This is a genomic window from Roseivirga sp. E12, assembly GCF_017592825.1.
GTDB lineage: Bacteria > Bacteroidota > Bacteroidia > Cytophagales > Cyclobacteriaceae > Roseivirga.
In genome coordinates, this window is sequence record NZ_JAGFMD010000024.1 from 1 (window position 1) to 1,256 (window position 1,256).

Sequence of the window (1,256 nt, forward strand, 5' to 3'; positions counted from 1 at the left end):
CTTAAGGTTACCGTGAAGATGACATCATCACCAGGAATAGGGTTAGCATTGTCAACCACCTTGCTCATGTTCAGGTCAGCAAACTGCGTATCTACAGTTACAGTAGATGTATTATTAGCAGTAACAGGATCACCTTGATCAGCAGTAGTTACGCTAGCCGTATTGTTATAACTACCAGTTGATAGTACAGTCGCTACTATCTCTAATGTCGCAGTTTGTGTTGTCGAAACTGAACCTATTGTCCATACGCCAGTATTCTCATCGTAAGAACCGAAGCCAGTGTTTTTAGATACGAAAGTATATCCGTCAGGCAGTTGATCGGTTACTGTTACGCCAGTAGCTAAGTCAGTTCCATTATTGCTTACTCTTACAGTGAATGTCACGTTGTCGCCAACATTCGGAGCAGCATCACTCACTACTTTAGAAACTACAAGGTCAGCAGACTGCGTCACTATTGTAGCAGTGGCGGTGTTGTTACCCGCGTTAGGGTCAAATTCATTAGCAGCAGTTACAGAAGCACTGTTTTCGTATTCTCCAGTTGCCAATACAGTCACCACAATTGTTAAAGTCGCGTTAGCATCTTTAGCTAACGATCCGACATCCCAAATACCTGTACCTGCGGTGTAAGTACCTAAACTTGGGGTAGAAGATACTAGTGTATATCCGCTTGGTAATTGGTCAGTTACTGTAATGCCTGTGGCAGAACCAGCACTTGGTCCATTATTGGTCAGCGTCACCGTGAAGGTCACGTTCGAGCCAACATTTGGTGCGGTGTTGTCAACTACTTTTTGAATTTCTAAGTCTGCGCGAGCTGGCACCACCGTAGCAGCGGCCGAATCATCGGAGTTATCTGGATCTAGTTGGTCTAGCGCAGTTACAGAAGCAGTATTTCCATAATCACCAGTAGATAGTACAGTAGCAGTAATGGTTAGGGTAGCAGAAGCGGCATTGTTCAATGCTCCGATAGTCCAAACCCCTGATCCGCTGTTGTAAGTACCAGTAGATTCTGTTGCGCTAACGAAAGTATATCCACTAGGCAGTTGATCAGTAATGCTAAGTCCAGTTGCGTTGTCTGAACCAGTGTTAGTAGCAGTAACAGTAAAGACTACATTCTCACCTACATTGGCAGTAGGGTTGTCTACTGTTTTGGTGATGTTGATATCAGAAGACTGCAATGTAACAGAAGCACTTGCCGCGTTATCAGTTCCATCAGTATCAAAGACATCAGAAGCCGAAACAGTTGCTGTATTGGTAAA

At 44.2% G+C, this 1,256-nt stretch carries 1 protein-coding gene; it reads right to left on the reverse strand.

What is annotated here, in order from left to right; genetic code table 11:
* On the reverse strand, positions 1-1,256 hold a 1,256-nt coding region (locus tag J4E76_RS20740; protein ID WP_208506715.1), incomplete at both ends, for a DUF11 domain-containing protein.